Raw genomic sequence first — 15,719 nt, 5'->3', positions numbered from 1 at the left:
CGCAACCTACATGTTGTGCCCTGTTTTTTTATCGGCAGCGGTGGATCCTTAATGAAACAGGCGACGTTTTATTTGCTCGACAACGCGGAACCGTCTGGTGCGCTCAGCGCCCATGAGGCCGTGGCCTGCGCCGTTGCCGCCAACGGCTTCCGCGCCGGCAAGCGGGTGCTGATCGCCTGCGAGAGCCAGGAGCAGGCCCAGCGGCTGGACGAAGCGCTGTGGCAGCGCGAGCCGCATGAATTCGTGCCGCACAACCTGGCCGGCGAAGGGCCGCACTACGGCGCGCCGGTGGAACTGTGCTGGCCCGGCAAGCGCGGCAACGCCCCGCGCGATCTGCTGATCGCCCTGCTGCCGCAGTTTGCCGATTTTGCTACCGCTTTCCATGAAGTGGTAGACTTCGTTCCTTACGAAGACACTCTGAAACAGTTGGCGCGCGACCGTTACAAGGCCTATCGCAGCGTCGGCTTCCATTTGACCACGGCTACGCCGCCAACTCACTGAATACGATAAAGAATGGAAAAGACAAACAGTCAGCTCGACACCGCATACGACCCAAAACAGATCGAACAGAAGCTGTACGATCACTGGGAGAATCAGGGTTACTTCAAGCCGAACGGCGACACCAGCCAGGAAAGCTTCTGCATCATGATCCCGCCGCCGAACGTCACCGGCAGCCTGCACATGGGCCACGCGTTCCAGCAGACCATCATGGACACCATGATTCGCTATCAGCGCATGCAGGGTAAAAACACCCTGTGGCAGGCGGGCACCGACCACGCCGGCATCGCCACCCAGATGGTGGTGGAGCGCAAGATCGCCGCGGAAGAAGGCAAAACCCGCCACGACTACGGCCGCGATGCGTTCATCGACAAAATCTGGCAGTGGAAGGCGGAATCCGGCGGCACCATCACCCGTCAGATGCGCCGTCTGGGCAACTCCGTGGACTGGGAGCGCGAGCGCTTCACCATGGACGAAGGCCTGTCGAACGCGGTGCGCGAAGTGTTTGTCCGTCTGCACAAAGAAGACCTGATCTACCGCGGCAAGCGCCTGGTGAACTGGGATCCGAAGCTGCGCACCGCCATCTCCGATCTGGAAGTGGAAAACCGCGAGTCCAAAGGCTCCATGTGGCACCTGCGCTACCCGCTGGCCGACGGCGCGAAAACCGCCGAGGGCAAAGACTATCTGGTGGTCGCCACCACCCGTCCGGAAACCGTGCTGGGCGATACCGGCGTGGCCGTCAACCCGGAAGATCCACGCTATAAAGACCTGATCGGCAAAGAGATCATTCTGCCGCTGGTCGGCCGCCGCATCCGCATCGTCGGCGACGAACACGCCGATATGGAAAAAGGCACCGGCTGCGTGAAGATCACCCCGGCGCACGATTTCAACGACTACGAAGTCGGCAAACGCCACGGCCTGCCGATGATCAACATTCTGACCTTCGACGGCGACATCCGTCAGGAAGCGGAAGTGTTCAACACCCTGGGCGAAGTCTGCACCGACTACTGCAACGAGATCCCGGCCGAGTTCCGCGGCCTGGAGCGCTTCGCGGCGCGTAAAGCGGTGGTTGCCGCCTTCGATCAGTTGGGCCTGCTGGACGAGATCAAACCGCACGACCTGACGGTGCCTTACGGCGATCGCGGCGGCGTGGTGATCGAGCCGATGCTGACCGACCAATGGTACGTGCGCACCGCGCCGCTGGCCAAAGTGGCGGTGGAAGCGGTCGAACAGGGCGACATCCAGTTCGTGCCGAAGCAGTACGAAAACATGTACTTCAGCTGGATGCGCGACATTCAGGACTGGTGCATCTCGCGTCAGCTGTGGTGGGGCCACCGCATCCCGGCCTGGTATGACGTGAACGGCAAAGTCTACGTGGGCCGCAGCGAAGAAGAAGTGCGCAGCGAGAACAACCTGGGCGCCGACGTGGTGCTGACCCAGGACGAAGACGTGCTGGACACCTGGTTCTCGTCCGGCCTGTGGACCTTCTCCACCCTGGGCTGGCCGGAGCAGACCGAGGCGCTGAAAACCTTCCACCCGACCAGCGTGATGGTCAGCGGCTTCGACATCATCTTCTTCTGGATCGCGCGCATGATCATGCTGACCATGCACTTCATCAAGGATGAAAACGGCAAGCCGCAGGTGCCGTTCAAGACCGTCTACATGACCGGCCTTATCCGCGACGACGAAGGCCAGAAGATGTCCAAGTCGAAAGGCAACGTGATCGACCCGCTGGACATGGTCGACGGCATCTCGCTGGAAGATCTGCTGGAAAAACGCACCGGCAACATGATGCAGCCGCAGCTGGCGGAGAAGATCCGCAAGCGCACCGAGAAGCAGTTCCCGAACGGCATCGAGCCGCACGGCACCGACGCCCTGCGCTTCACCCTGGCGGCGCTGGCTTCGACCGGCCGCGACATCAACTGGGACATGAAGCGCCTGGAAGGCTACCGCAACTTCTGTAACAAGCTGTGGAACGCCAGCCGCTTCGTGCTGATGAACACCGAAGCGCACGACTGCGGCTTCAACGGCGGCGAGAAAGTGCTGTCGCTGGCGGATCGCTGGATCCTGGCCGAATTCAACCGCACGGTGAAAGCCTACCGCGAAGCGCTGGATACCTACCGCTTCGATCTGGCGGCCAACATCCTGTACGAATTCACCTGGAACCAGTTCTGCGACTGGTATCTGGAACTGACCAAGCCGGTGGTGAGCAACGGCAGCGAAGCGGAACAGCGCGGCACCCGCCACACGCTGATCACCGTGCTGGAAGCGCTGCTGCGCCTGGCGCACCCGATCATTCCGTTCATCACCGAAACCATCTGGCAGCGCGTGAAGCCGCTGACCGGCACGACCGCAGACACCATCATGCTGCAGCCGTTCCCGGCCTACGACGCCGCGCTGGAAGACGAGCAGGCGCTGAACGATCTGGAGTGGATCAAGCAAACCATCATCGCCGTGCGCAACATCCGCGCCGAGATGAACATCGCGCCAAGCAAAGCGCTCGACGTGCTGCTACGCAACTGCAGCGCCGACGCCCAGCGCCGCGTGCAGGAGAACCAAAGCTTTATCGCCCGTCTGGCGCGCCTGGAATCCATCGCGCTGCTGCCAGCCGGTGAGAAAGGCCCGGTCTCCGTCACCAAACTGGTGGACGGCGCCGAGCTGCTGATCCCGATGGCCGGTTTCATCGACAAGGACGCCGAGATCGCGCGTCTGGCGAAAGAGATGGGCAAGCTGGATGCGGAAATCGCTTCGATCGAAGGCAAGCTGGCGAACGAAGGCTTCGTGGCGCGCGCGCCGGAAGCGGTAGTTGCCAAAGAACGCGATCGTCTGGCGGCCTGCAAAGAAGGCAAAGTGAAGCTGCAGGAACAGCAGGCGACCATCGCCGCGCTGTAATCCACCGGCTCACGCCAACGCCTGAAAAACAGCGGGGTCTTCCCCGCTGTTTTTTTATCGCCGTTGCATCCGGGCCGGGTTAGATGTTATTACAAGATATTACTGCCGCAAGGACGCCGCCGGGAAATAACCCCGGCGCGTTTCGCGCTGCGATAAAAATGAAAAACGAACGTGGTCTCTTTCAATGGCGAGTGTAAACATGACAACAGCAACCCCGGCGCGCCTGCTGGTGCGCCCCATCACGGCGGAAGACAATCCCGCCATTGCTCACGTCATTCGCGAAGTCTCCGCCGAGCACGGCCTGACGGCGGATAAAGGCTATACCGTCTCCGATCCCAACCTGGATGCCCTGTATCAGCTCTACAGCCTGCCGCGCAGCGCTTACTGGGTGATCGAGGTGGACGGCCAGGTCGCCGGCGGCGGCGGCATCGCGCCGCTGCAGGGTGGCGCAGACGATATTTGCGAATTGCAGAAAATGTATTTCCTGCCGGTGTTGCGCGGCAAGGGATTGGCGAAACGCCTGGCGCTGCAGGCGCTGGATTTCGCCCGCCAGCACGGCTTCCGCTGTTGTTACCTCGAGACCACCGCCAGCCTGACGCAGGCCGTTGCGCTGTACGAACACCTGGGCTTCGAACACATCGATCACGCGATGGGCGCCACCGGCCACGTCGATTGCGAAGTCACCATGCTGAAAACGCTGTAATCGCCCCCCGCCTCTTCATCAGGGCGCAGCTTGCTGCGCCTTTTTTATTAATATCGCAATCAATCAGTAAAACTCGCTATAACGCCGTTTTTCAAGCAGATAAACTGACGTTAAAAACCACGATGTAAATTTAATGTGAAGTTCGTTAATAAATTAACGATCGCAAATTGACCGTTTTTCCCCCCGCGTTACTCTGCCAGTATCCCAATCGCGCACGGAGAGCTGTCATGTCGGAAAATACCTTTGATTACATCATCGTCGGCGCCGGATCCGCCGGCTGCGTGCTGGCGGCGCAGCTGATCCGCCGCACCCAGGCGCGGGTGCTACTGCTGGAAGCCGGCGGCGACGACAATAACCTGTTCATCAAGATGCCGGCCGGGGTGGCTAAGATCATCGCCAAAAAAAGCTGGCCCTACGAGACGGAACCGGAACCGCACGCCAATAACCGCCGTATGCAAATCGCGCAGGGCAAGGTGCTGGGCGGCAGCAGCTCGGTCAACGGCATGATCTACCTGCGCGGCCAGCCGCAGGACTACGACGACTGGGCCGAACGCTACGGCTGCACCGGCTGGAGCTACCGGGAGGTGCTGCCCTACTTTAAACGCGCCGAGGCCAACGAAAGCCTGTCCGACGACTACCACGGCGCCGACGGGCTGCTGCCGGTCAGCGAAAACCGCTACCGCCACCCGCTCAGCATGGCGTTTATCCGCGCCGGCCAGGAGCTGAACCTGCCCTACCGCAACGACTTCAACGGCGACAGCCAACACGGCGTCGGTTTCTACCAAACCACCACTCACAACGGCGAACGCGCCAGCACCGCCCGCACCTACCTGAAGACGGTGCGCGACGAACGGCGGCTGGTGGTGAAACTGAACGCCCTGGCGCACCGGCTGACCTTCGAGGGCAACGTCGCCACCGGCGTGGTCTACAGCCAGAACGGCGGCGCCGAAGTCACCGCGCGCGCCACCAAAGAGGTGATCGTCAGCGCTGGCGCGGTCGGTTCGCCGAAGCTGCTGATGCTGTCCGGCATCGGCCCGCGCGACCATCTGCAGCAGCTGGGCATCGAGGTGCGGGCGGATCTGCCGGTGGGCAAAAACTTCCACGACCATCTGCACATGTCGATCAACGTCAGCACCCGCGAGCCGATCAGCCTGTTCGGCGCCGATCGCGGCCTGCAGGCGCTGAGCCACGGCGCGCAGTGGCTGGCGTTTCGCAGCGGCGTGCTCTCATCCAACGTGCTGGAAGGCGCCGCCTTCACCGACAGCCAGGGCGACGGCCGGCCGGACGTGCAGATCCACTTCCTGCCGCTGCTGGACAGCTGGGACGACGTGCCCGGCGAGCCGCTGCCGAACATTCACGGCTTCACGCTCAAGGTCGGTTACCTGCAGCCGAAGGCGCGCGGCGAAGTGCTGCTGCGCAGCAGCAACCCGCGCGATCCGGTCAAGCTGCACGCCAACTACCTCGGCCACCCGGACGATCTGGCCGGCAGCGTGCGCGCGGTGAAGTTCGGCCTGGGCTTCCTGCAAACCGCGGCGCTGAAGCCTCTGATCAAAGATCTGCTGATGCCGCAGCCGGAGTGGACACGCGACGAGGCGCAGCTGGAAGAGTTCGTGCGCAACTTCTGCAAGACGGTGTATCACCCGGTGGGCAGCTGCCGCATGGGGCCGTCGCCGCAGGACGCGGTGACCGATCCGCAGCTACGGGTGCACGGTTTTGAACAGCTGCGGGTGATCGACTGCTCGGTGATGCCGCAGCTCACCAGCGGCAACACCAATGCGCCGACCATCATGCTGGCGGAAAAGGCGGTGGATCTGTTGCTGGGCGCGCCGCAGTAGGGGCGCCCCTCAACGTCAGGCGGCGGCGGGCACGCCGCTGTGGAAGCGCAGCTCGCTGTCCGGCGACAGGATCAGCTCAGCTTCGAGGCGGCCGAAATGCGCCACCCGTTCGCTGATGTCGCCGCCGGCGATCTGCTCGGCCAGCGTCAGGTAGTCCTGATAGTGGCGCGCTTCGGATCGCAGCAGCGAGACGTAAAAGCGGTTCAGCTCGTCGTCCAGGTGCGGCGCCAGTTTGGCAAAGCGTTCACAGGATCGCGCTTCGATGTAGGCACCGCAGATCAGTTTGTCGATCAGCGTCGCCGGATCGTGGGTGCGGATCTCGCGGATCATCCCCTTGGCGTAGCGGCTGGCGGTGATCTTGCGATACGGGATCCCGCGTGCCTGCATGATCTCCAGCACCTGCGAGAAGTGGTGCAACTCTTCCTTGATCAACAGCACCATGCGATCCGCCAGATCCTGGCCGTAGGCCGAGCCGTTTTTCGGCAGGATCTTGCGGGTGAACTGGCCCTGGCGGAACAGCGTGTCCGGCGCGCCCTGCGCCTCGTGCAGAAACGCCTCGTAGGGCCGCAGCAGCGCCAACAGCGCGTCGCCGCTCTCTTTGTCCGCCACGTAGCGGCGGATCAGCCACATGCCGGTCTGCGCGGCTTTCAGCTCGCACACCAGGTGGTCGGTCAGCAACAGCTGCAGGTTTTCCGGACGGCGCGCGGCGTCTATCCAGGCGTCGGGAGTTTCACAGTGCAGGAAGCTTAAAATCGGGGCTAACAGGGATTGGTATGTCATCGGCTTAATTGCCCTATGTATTTCAAGTTGCAGCTAGGCGGCCAGCTCACTCATCCCCAGGAGCTTACTCAGGTAAGTGACTGGGGTGAGAGAGTGCAGCCAACAACGCTGTAACTTGAAAGACGACGGGGATATCAGGGGCCGGCGAGAGCCGGCCCACAGGCATTAATCGGAAAGGAATCAGTGGCGTTTGCCGTCGTCGTCTTCGTCGATATAGTCGCCATCTTCGTCACCCTCACCGTCTTCACCGTTCGGATCTTCGAAGTAGGTGCCCCAGCCGTCGTAGTTGACGCCGCAGCGTTCCGCCAGCGCCACCAGCTGTTCTACCTGGGCGTCGATCAGCTCGGCGTTCAGGCCGACTTCGCTGATCACGTCGCAGCACATCACCATCGAACCGTCTTCCACTTCCAGCTCTTCGGCGTCGGTCACTTCGTAGCCCAGCTTGAAGGCTTCAACGGCGGCCTGCTCCAGAACCTCAAATTTCTCGGCGGACAGATGGTGCTCGATGGTGTAGAGCGCGTCCGGATCGCTGCCGTCTTCCAGCAGTTCTTCGATGATCAGGCGGGTCTCTTCACGTTGTTCTTCCAGCAATTCGCGGTTTGCCATGCCTATATCCTCAAGTCAAATGGCCTTCATTCCTTCTATTTTCACACACCGCCGACATTGCTTCCACGATAAACGTGAAAGATTTCCTCGCTGGGGTTGAAATTGAATATTCATACATATAAAGTGAATTTTAATTCAATTAAGCAATCAGGGAATCGGACTATGAGCACCGGCAATGCGTTCTACCAACGTCACTTTCTGAGGTTAATGGATTTCACCCCCGCCGAGCTGCAGGCGCTGCTGCGGCTTTCGGCCGATCTGAAACAGGCCAAGAAGCAGGGGCAGGAACAGCGCCGGCTGCAGGGCAAAAACATTGCGCTCATCTTCGAAAAAGACTCGACCCGCACGCGATGCTCTTTCGAAGTTGCCGCATTCGATCAGGGCGCGCAGGTGACCTATCTCGGCCCAAGCGGCAGCCAGATCGGCCATAAAGAGTCGATGAAAGACACCGCCCGGGTGCTGGGCCGCCTGTACGACGGTATTCAGTATCGCGGCTACGGCCAGGCGCTGGTGGAAACCCTGGCGCAGCACGCCGGCGTGCCGGTGTGGAACGGCCTGACCGACGAGTTCCACCCTACCCAATTGCTGGCGGATCTGCTCACCGTGCAGGAACACCTGCCGGGCAAGGCGCTGAGCGAGGTGAAGCTGGCGTACGTCGGCGACGCACGCAACAACATGGGCAACACGCTGCTGGAAGCCGCCGCGCTGGCGGGCATGGATCTGCGGCTGGTGGCGCCGAAGGCCTGTTGGCCGCAGCCGGAACTGGTGGCCGAATGCCAGGCGCTGGCGCAGCAAACCGGCGCGAAACTCACCCTGAGCGAAGACATCGCCGAAGGGGTACAAGACGCCGACTTCCTCTACACTGACGTCTGGGTGTCGATGGGCGAACCGAAAGAAACCTGGCAAGAGCGTATCGCGCTGCTGCGGCCGTATCAGGTCAACATGGCGATGCTGAAGCTGACCGGCAACCCGAACGTGAAGTTCCTGCACTGCCTGCCGGCTTTCCACGACGACCAAACCACGCTCGGCAAGCAGATGGCGCAGCAGTACGACCTGCACGGCGGCATGGAAGTGACCGACGAGGTGTTCGAATCGGCGCACAGCGTGGTGTTCGATCAGGCGGAAAACCGGCTGCACACCATCAAGGCGGTGCTGGTCGCCACGCTGAGCGAAACCCTCTGATTGTTCCCCCTCCGCCCTGGCACCCCCGGCCAGGGAGGCTAATATATTCCTGGAATATCAAATAGCGGATTAACCTTTGCCCGCCGCCGGCAAAGGTTCTACCGTGACAGGCCGACGGCGCCCGCGCCGTAAAAACCAACGATAACAAACCGTTCTCAGCGCCGCCTTGCGGCGCCTTCAGGGGATACACACCGATGAAAGCCAAACTCTTGCCGCTGTTCCTGCTCGCCGCCCTGCCCACCGCCACGTTAGCCGCCACGCCGCCGAATACGCTGGTGGTGGTGCAATCGCTGGATGACATCGTCAGCCTCGATCCGGCGGAAGCCAACGAACTCTCCAGCATCCAGACAGTGCCCAGCCTGTATCAGCGTCTGGTGCAAGCGGATCGCGACGATCCAGCTAAGGTGGCGCCGGTGCTGGCGGAAAGCTGGCAGGGCGATGCGGCGGCCAAAACGCTGGCGGTGAAACTGCGGCCGCAGGCGGCGTTTGCCTCCGGCAATCCGCTGACCGCTGACGACGTGATCTTCTCTTACAGCCGCGCGGTGAAAATGAACAAATCGCCGGCGTTCATCCTCAACGTGCTCGGCTGGCAGCCGGACAACATCGACGCGCAGCTGAAGAAGATCGACGACCATACCGTGCAGCTGCGCTGGACGGCGGACGTCAGCCCGACGGTGGCGCTGAATATCCTCTCGACGCCGATCGCCTCGATCGTCGACAGCAAGGCGGCGCTGGCCAACGTCAAAGACGGCGACTTCGGCAACGCCTGGCTGAAAATGCACTCCGCCGGCAGCGGCCCGTTCAAGATGCGCGTCTATCAGCCGCATCAGGCGATCGTGCTGGACGCCAACCCCACCTCGCCGGGCGACAAGCCGCAGCTGAAAAACATCATTATTAAAAACGTGCCGGATCCGGCCACCCGCCGCCTGCTGATCCAGCAGGGCGACGCCGATATCGCCCGCGAACTGGGCGCCGATCAGACCGACACGCTGAAAAACCAGCCGGGCGTCAAGGTGCTGGAGATCCCGTCCGCCGAGCAAAACTACCTGGTGTTCAACACCGGCAACGGCGCCAATCCGCTGCTGAACAACCCGGCCTTCTGGGAAGCGGCGCGCTACCTGGTGGATTATCAAGGCATCACGAAGGATCTGCTGAAGGGCCAATACTTCGTGCACCAGAGCTTCCTGCCGGTCGGGCTGCCGGGCGCGCTGGAGACCAACCCGTTCAGCTACGATCCGGCCAAGGCGAAAGCGATCCTGGCCAAGGCGGGCATCACCCACGCCGCCTTTACGCTGGACGTCGAGAACAAACCGCCGTTCATCACCATCGCGCAGGCGCTGCAGGGCAGCTTCGCCGCCGCCGGCGTGAAGATCGAACTGCTGCCGGCCGCGGGCAGCCAGGTTTACTCCCGCGTGCGCGCCAGGCAGCATCAGGCGGCGATCCGGCTGTGGATCCCGGATTACTTCGACGCCCACTCCAACGCCAGCGCCTTCGCCTACAACGACGGCAAGAGCAGCACGGTGGCGTGGATGAACGGCTGGCAGATCCCGCAGTTGAACCAGCAGACGCTGGCGGCGCTGGCCGAAGCCGATCCGGCCAAACGCCGCGCGCGGTACACCGCCATGCAGCAGGCGCTGCAGCGCAGTTCGCCGTACGTGTTTATCGATCAGGCCAAAACCGAAGTGGTGCTGCGCGACAACGTCAAAGGCTACCAGCAGGGGCTGAACGCCGACATGGTCTACTACGATCGCGTCAGCAAATAGCCGGCGGGCGGCCATCGCCGGCCAATCGATTGCGGGGCGGCAAAAAACGGCGTTTTAACGCTTGCAGTGGCGAAAAGCGCGAGTATAATGCGCCACAATTTGCCAGGAGAAAGCATGAAAAACGACGTTTGTTTTGTTAGCCGCAATCGACAAAACCGACTGCCTATCGGCGGCCAGCTGCCGTTGTTTCTCCTGTTGCTAAACCGATCTTTTCAAGCCCCTCATTGAGGGGCTTTTTTTTGCCTTAAAAAGTCCCGCGCCACGGGCACGCGTCGAGGAGGAGTGAAAAATGGCCAACCCGCTGTATCACAAACACATCATCTCTATTAACGATCTCAGCCGCGAGGATCTGGAGCTGGTGCTGCGCACCGCCGCCGGTCTGAAAGCCAACCCGCAGCCGGAGCTGTTGAAACACAAGGTGATCGCCAGCTGCTTCTTTGAAGCCTCGACCCGTACCCGCCTGTCGTTCGAAACCTCGATGCACCGCCTCGGCGCCTCGGTGGTCGGTTTCGCCGACGGCAGCAACACCTCGCTCGGCAAAAAAGGCGAAACCCTGGCCGACACCATCTCGGTGATCAGCACCTATGTGGACGCTATCGTGATGCGCCATCCGCAGGAAGGCGCAGCGCGCATGGCCTCGGAATTCTCCGGTAACGTGCCGGTGCTCAACGCCGGCGACGGCGCCAACCAGCACCCGACCCAGACCCTACTGGATCTGTTCACCATCCAGGAAACCCAGGGGCGCCTGAGCAACCTCAGCATCGCCATGGTCGGCGACCTGAAATACGGCCGCACCGTGCACTCGCTCACCCAGGCGCTGGCCAAATTCGAAGGCAACCGCTTCTACTTCATTGCCCCGGACGCGCTGGCGATGCCGGCCTACATCCTGAAAATGCTGGAAGAGAAAGGCATCGAGTACAGCCTGCACAGCAGCATTGAAGAAGTGGTGCCGGAGCTGGATATTCTCTACATGACCCGGGTGCAGAAAGAGCGCCTCGATCCTTCCGAGTACGCCAACGTGAAGGCGCAGTTCGTGCTGCGCGCCGCGGATCTGACCGGCGCGCGCACCAACCTTAAGGTGCTGCACCCGCTGCCGCGCATCGACGAGATCGCCACCGACGTGGATAAAACGCCGCACGCTTACTACTTCCAGCAGGCGGGCAACGGCATCTTCGCCCGTCAGGCGCTGCTGGCGCTGGTGCTCAACGCAGATTTGGCTCTTTAAGGGGGAACCGCCATGACTCACGACAACAAACTGCAGGTCGAAGCGATCAAATGCGGCACGGTGATCGACCACATTCCGGCGCAGATCGGTTTCAAGCTGCTGACGCTGTTCAAGCTGACCGCCACCGACCAGCGCATCACCATCGGCCTGAACCTGCCCTCCAACGAGCTGGGCCGCAAGGATCTGATCAAGATCGAGAACACCTTCCTGACCGAGCAGCAGGCTAACCAGCTGGCGATGTACGCGCCGAAGGCCACGGTAAACCGCATCGACAACTATGAAGTGGTACGCAAGCTGACCCTCAGCCTGCCGGACCACATCGACGGCGTGCTGACCTGCCCGAACGGCAACTGCATCAGCCGCAGCGAGCCGGTGGCGTCGAGCTTCAGCGTCAAATCGCGCGGCGGCGAAGTGCACCTGAAGTGCCGCTACTGCGAGAAAGAGTTCGAGCATCAGGTGGTGTTGCAGGCCGACTGAATTCTGCCCTTTTAGCGGGAGCGGCGCTGTTAATCTGCGCGTCACTCCCTATAATGGATGCCTGAAAATAACTCTACCCACGTTGCTACCCACCGAATTTTACGCTGCGGCCGACCGCGCGGCGGCGTGAAAGACAACGGGTCTATCAGGAGAAAACATGTCACGTAATATCAGCACTGAACTCGCCCCGGCAGCCATTGGTCCTTACGTGCAGGGCGTTGATCTGGGCAGCATGATCATCACTTCCGGCCAGATCCCGGTCGATCCGAAAACCGGCGCCGTTGCCGACGACGTGGCCGCTCAGGCGCGCCAGTCGCTGGAAAACGTCAAAGCGATCGTCGAAGCCGCCGGCCTGATCGTTGCCGACATCGTGAAAACCACCGTGTTCGTGAAAGACCTGAACGACTTCGCCACCGTCAACGCCGCGTACGAAGCCTTCTTCACCGAGCACAGCGCGCCGTTCCCGGCCCGCTCCTGCGTGGAAGTGGCGCGTCTGCCAAAAGACGTGAAGATCGAAATCGAAGCCATCGCCGTGCGTCGTTAATCGACGCTCACGCGAATCACGGCCAGTGCAGACTGGCCGTTTTTATTGATAAGAATTTTATTAATTCAATTAATTTATAGCGATAGCGTAATATCGCCCACATTTACAATCCCACAATAAAAATACGCCTATAATTGTTTTTCACCCGGCCGGGTCATTGCTGTTTCATTTCGTTCACCCCGTGAATAATGACAGGAGATAACCATGGCACCTAGCGTATTGGATTATTTTATCCAACAAGTTTCCCGTTATCCGGAAAAACTTGCCGTCGTCGGCAATAATAAACACCTGACCTACCGTCAATTGGATGAAGCCAGCAGCGCACTGTGCGCGCTGTTGCTACGACGGGGCGTGGCGCCCGGCACCTATGTGCCGCTCGTCACGCTGCGCACGCCGGAAATGCTGAACGGTATGTTGGCGATCGTCAAAGCCGGCGCAGGCTATATTCCCATCGATGCGCGTTACCCGGAAAAAAGAATACAGGATATCGTTACGCAAAGCGGTTCCCCTTTAATACTCGCCAGCAACGCGACAATTGCGTTATCGGAAGATAATTTCAGCGAAGACGTTATTTATATTGATAATATATCAATTTCGCCACAGGAAAATATAACGTTAATCTCTCCGCCTCCCGATGCCATCGTTTATCTCATTTTCACTTCAGGCACCACCGGCAAACCGAAAGGTGTGCTGATCGAACATCAGTCGCTGCTGAATTTAATTCTCTGGCATAACAAGCAATTCGCTATGGATGCCGAAAGTCGTTCTACGCTGATCGCCGGCTTGAGTTTCGACGTCGCGCAATGGGAGATCTGGTCGCCTCTGACCAGCGGCGGCACATTGTATCTGCCGCCGGAAGACGCTCGCCTGCAGCCGGAAGTGCTGCTGGTCTATTTTGCCGAACAGGGTATCACTCACGCCAGCCTGCCCGCCGTACTGGTTGCCGACGTGGTCGGCGCGCCGCAGCCGGCCAATCTGGCGCTGCGGTATCTGTTCAGCTCGGGGGAAAAACTTCATCCGGTCGATCTGCGCGGCATCGATTATCCCTTGATCGATTACTACGGCCCGACAGAAGCCACCATATTCGCCACCTGCAACCGGGTGGCTTGCGCCACGCAAAATCCGCCCGCCAGCATTGGGCGGCCCATCGGCGATACCGAAATATTCATCCTCGATGACCGACTGCAGCCCGTGATCGGCGATCGCCCCGGCGAGCTGTATATCAGCGGTCGTTGCCTGGCACGCGGCTACCTGAACAATCCGGCATTGACGGCCGAACGCTTCATCACCCCGCCTCACTTCGCCGGGTTACGTCTGTATCGCAGCGGCGATCGGGCTCGTTGGCTGGCGGATGGCCGCATTCAATATCTGGGCCGTATCGACGATCAGGTCAAAATCCGCGGCAATCGCATTGAACTGGGCGAAATCGAAAACGCCATGTTGCAGGTTGCGGGCGTTCGTAAAGCGGTGGCCGCCGTGGCGATGGCAGATGATCCGCTGGGCAAGAAAATCGTGGCGTTTCTGATCGCGGAGAGTGACGGCGAAAACGTGACCGCACGCGTCCGACAGAAACTGAAAGAAACGCTGCCCACCGCATTTCTGCCCGCCGATTATCGTTTACTGGAACACATGCCGCTGAACAACAACGGCAAGATCGACAAAGCGGCTCTGTTGGCGCATTACCAACCGGTCAGCGTCAGTGTCGGCGTTGCGCAGCCGCTGACCGCCGACCAGCGCGTCGTCGCCGATCTCTGGCGCTCGCTGCTGAAAGTGGAACAGCCCGCATCCGGCGATGATTTTTTCTCGCTGGGCGGCCATTCGCTGTTAGCGGCCAAACTGATGGCGGCGCTGGCCGAGGCATTTGCCGTCGAGACTTCGGTGCACGACATCTATGAATATCCCACTCTGGGCGCCCTAGCGCAGGCACTGGCACAACGCAGAGACCGGCAACCGACACAGCGGCAAGGCGAAGCGCGTGCCTTGCAGGATGATGTTTATTTGCCGTCGGATCTCGTCATCGATCCGACGTTCGATCCGCGGCAAATCAGCGCGCCGCGCGCCATTTTGCTGACCGGCGCCACCGGCTTCGTCGGCGCGCATCTGTTGGCCGATCTGCTGCGCACCACCGACGCCGAGCTGTACTGTCTGGTGCGCGACGGCGCCAAACTGCCGCCGAGACAGCGGCTGGAGGCGGTGCTGCAGCGCTACCGGATCGCGCTGAACGCCAGCCAGCACGCGCGCATTCATATCGTGCCTGGCAACGTAGCGGAACACGACTTTTCGCTGACGCCGGCGGCCTACAGGGCGTTAAGCCGAGATATCGATCTGATTTACCATTCGGCCAGCGCGGTGAATTTTATCCAGCCTTACGCCTACATGAAGCGCGACAACGTGCAGGGCCTGCGGGAAATCATTCGCTTCGCGGCGCATAGCCGCACCAAGCCGCTGATGCTGCTGTCGACCATCTCCGTATACAGCTGGGGGCATCTGCACACCGGCAAGCGGGTGATGCGGGAAAGCGACGATATCGACCAAAACCTGCCGGCGGTCAGCCGCGATATCGGCTACGTGCGCAGCAAATGGGTGATGGAGAAAATCGCCGATTTAGCGGCGGCGCAAGGCCTGCCGCTGATGACCTTCCGCCTGGGCTACGCCACCTGCCACAGCCGTACCGGCGTCAATGCCGATTATCAATGGTGGGGACGGCTGGTGAAAACCTGCATCAGCAGCGGCACGGTGCCGGATTTACGGGATATGCGCGAAGGGTTGACCACGGTGGATTACATGACTCGGGCCATCGCCCACGTCTCTCGCAACCCGCAGGCGCTGGGGCAGAAATTCAACCTGATCCATCAAGGTGACAATAATCTGACGCTGCGTGAGTTTTTCAGCCTGCTGGAGCGCGAGTTCGGTTATCGTTTTCGCCCCTTGCCCTTCGCACAGTGGCGGGCACAATGGGAAAACGACAGCGACGCGCCGCTGTACCCGCTGCTCAGCCTGTTCAAGGATCCTATGGTGGACGAGCTATCGACGGTGGAGCTCTATCAAGACACCTATCGGTGGGACTGCAGCAACCTGCAACGCTTCCTGCAGGGCAGCGGTATCGATGAGCCGCGCTTCACCCGCCAGCTGCTGCTGAATTACCTGCAGCACGCCATCGGGTATGCGCCGCTGTCGCTACAGGCGTAACAAAACCGGGGCTCAACTGGCCGAG

The 15,719-nt window shown here is 60.8% G+C and carries 12 protein-coding genes; 10 read left to right on the top strand and 2 right to left on the bottom strand.

Going from position 1 to position 15,719, the window contains the following annotated elements:
* Window positions 1-51: 51 nt before the first annotated feature.
* The 4 genes from QMZ29_RS22400 (at window position 52) to QMZ29_RS22385 (ending at window position 5,928) form a co-directional block, all read left to right on the top strand.
* Window positions 52-501: a DNA polymerase III subunit chi gene (locus QMZ29_RS22400; RefSeq protein ID WP_004933353.1), complete on the top strand. Its 450-nt coding sequence runs from the start codon at window positions 52-54 to the stop codon at window positions 499-501.
* 12 nt (window positions 502-513) lie between these two features.
* The gene (locus QMZ29_RS22395) at window positions 514-3,390 is read left to right on the top strand and encodes a valine--tRNA ligase (protein WP_060434043.1); all 2,877 of its coding nucleotides are present in this window, start codon (window positions 514-516) and stop codon (window positions 3,388-3,390) included.
* Window positions 3,391-3,589: 199 nt separating this feature from the next.
* A complete protein-coding gene (locus QMZ29_RS22390; protein ID WP_004933360.1) occupies window positions 3,590-4,093 on the top strand; it encodes a GNAT family N-acetyltransferase in 504 nt (167 codons plus the stop codon).
* 227 nt (window positions 4,094-4,320) lie between these two features.
* The gene (locus QMZ29_RS22385; RefSeq protein WP_060434041.1) at window positions 4,321-5,928 is read left to right on the top strand and encodes a GMC family oxidoreductase; all 1,608 of its coding nucleotides are present in this window, start codon (window positions 4,321-4,323) and stop codon (window positions 5,926-5,928) included.
* Window positions 5,929-5,943: 15 nt separating this feature from the next.
* Here QMZ29_RS22385 and miaE read toward each other — a convergent pair whose 3' ends face one another.
* On the bottom strand, window positions 5,944-6,708 hold the full coding sequence (gene miaE, locus QMZ29_RS22380) for a tRNA isopentenyl-2-thiomethyl-A-37 hydroxylase MiaE (protein WP_015376459.1): 765 nt from the start codon (window positions 6,706-6,708) through the stop codon (window positions 5,944-5,946).
* Window positions 6,709-6,888: 180 nt separating this feature from the next.
* Complete coding sequence (rraB, locus tag QMZ29_RS22375; RefSeq protein WP_261425342.1) at window positions 6,889-7,314, bottom strand: ribonuclease E inhibitor RraB; 426 nt, start codon at window positions 7,312-7,314, stop codon at window positions 6,889-6,891.
* A 162-nt stretch (window positions 7,315-7,476) separates the two neighbouring features.
* Between rraB and argF the strand changes: the two genes are divergently transcribed.
* The 6 genes from argF (at window position 7,477) to QMZ29_RS22345 (ending at window position 15,694) form a co-directional block, all read left to right on the top strand.
* A complete protein-coding gene (gene argF / locus QMZ29_RS22370; RefSeq protein WP_147823132.1) occupies window positions 7,477-8,496 on the top strand; it encodes an ornithine carbamoyltransferase in 1,020 nt (339 codons plus the stop codon).
* 194 nt (window positions 8,497-8,690) lie between these two features.
* Window positions 8,691-10,259: an ABC transporter substrate-binding protein gene (locus QMZ29_RS22365; RefSeq protein WP_261425343.1), complete on the top strand. Its 1,569-nt coding sequence runs from the start codon at window positions 8,691-8,693 to the stop codon at window positions 10,257-10,259.
* A gap of 289 nt (window positions 10,260-10,548) precedes the next feature.
* A complete protein-coding gene (pyrB, locus tag QMZ29_RS22360; protein ID WP_025305112.1) occupies window positions 10,549-11,484 on the top strand; it encodes an aspartate carbamoyltransferase in 936 nt (311 codons plus the stop codon).
* A gap of 12 nt (window positions 11,485-11,496) precedes the next feature.
* Window positions 11,497-11,961 carry an aspartate carbamoyltransferase regulatory subunit gene (pyrI, locus tag QMZ29_RS22355; RefSeq protein ID WP_004933377.1) on the top strand — a complete coding sequence of 155 codons (465 nt, stop codon included), beginning with the start codon at window positions 11,497-11,499 and terminating at the stop codon, window positions 11,959-11,961.
* 157 nt (window positions 11,962-12,118) lie between these two features.
* The gene (gene ridA, locus QMZ29_RS22350; protein WP_004933379.1) at window positions 12,119-12,505 is read left to right on the top strand and encodes a 2-iminobutanoate/2-iminopropanoate deaminase; all 387 of its coding nucleotides are present in this window, start codon (window positions 12,119-12,121) and stop codon (window positions 12,503-12,505) included.
* 204 nt (window positions 12,506-12,709) lie between these two features.
* Entirely contained in the window at window positions 12,710-15,694 is a 2,985-nt protein-coding gene (locus QMZ29_RS22345) for an amino acid adenylation domain-containing protein (RefSeq protein WP_261425344.1), read from the top strand.
* Window positions 15,695-15,719 lie beyond the last annotated feature (25 nt).

It is taken from the genome of Serratia sp. PF-27, from assembly GCF_030053255.1.
Taxonomy (GTDB): Bacteria; Pseudomonadota; Gammaproteobacteria; order Enterobacterales; family Enterobacteriaceae; genus Serratia; species Serratia bockelmannii.
Note: the sequence above shows the minus strand (reverse complement) of the source record. Positions and strands in the feature narration are given on the sequence as shown.